The sequence below is a fragment of the Vibrio sp. 10N.222.49.C9 genome (genome assembly GCF_041474985.1).
In the GTDB taxonomy this organism is placed as follows: Bacteria; Pseudomonadota; Gammaproteobacteria; order Enterobacterales; family Vibrionaceae; genus Vibrio; species Vibrio crassostreae_C.
Map to the genome: position 1 here is coordinate 1 of NZ_JBFRVD010000944.1, position 436 is coordinate 436.

Consider the following 436-nt stretch of genomic DNA (forward strand, 5'->3'; position numbering starts at 1 on the left):
AGTAGTATCGCTTCTTGTCTTCCAGTGGGTGAAAATTCATTGGCAAATGAACTAGAAAAACATTCAGACCCAGCGAGTCAACATCGTCTTTATAGAGCACCACATTGTTATTATTCATTGCAGTGATCACTCTACGCTGACTCTCATCTAACTCATCTAGATCATCACCACTGATGTAAGCACCCATAGTCACGAGCACCTTCATTCGAGCACCCGCTTCAGAATTTCTCATTGCCTGAAGATCGGCTAACTTGCGCTCACTTTCTGCAGTAGCACCATTTGAGGACTTCATTACCTTTTGCATTCGCAATTCAAACTCAGATTGAGTCGTAATCACCACAGTCTTAGTCAGCACCGTCCCCTTTGGCATTGAATCACTCATACAGCGCACGGTGGTACTGCCGGCTGCACCGCTCGCAACCTCACCCGTTAACTG

The 436-nt window shown here is 46.1% G+C and carries 1 protein-coding gene; it reads right to left on the bottom strand.

Translation table 11 applies throughout. From position 1 onward, the window contains the following. On the bottom strand, nt 1-436 hold a 436-nt coding region (locus AB4585_RS26335; RefSeq protein ID WP_372171708.1), incomplete at both ends, for a hypothetical protein.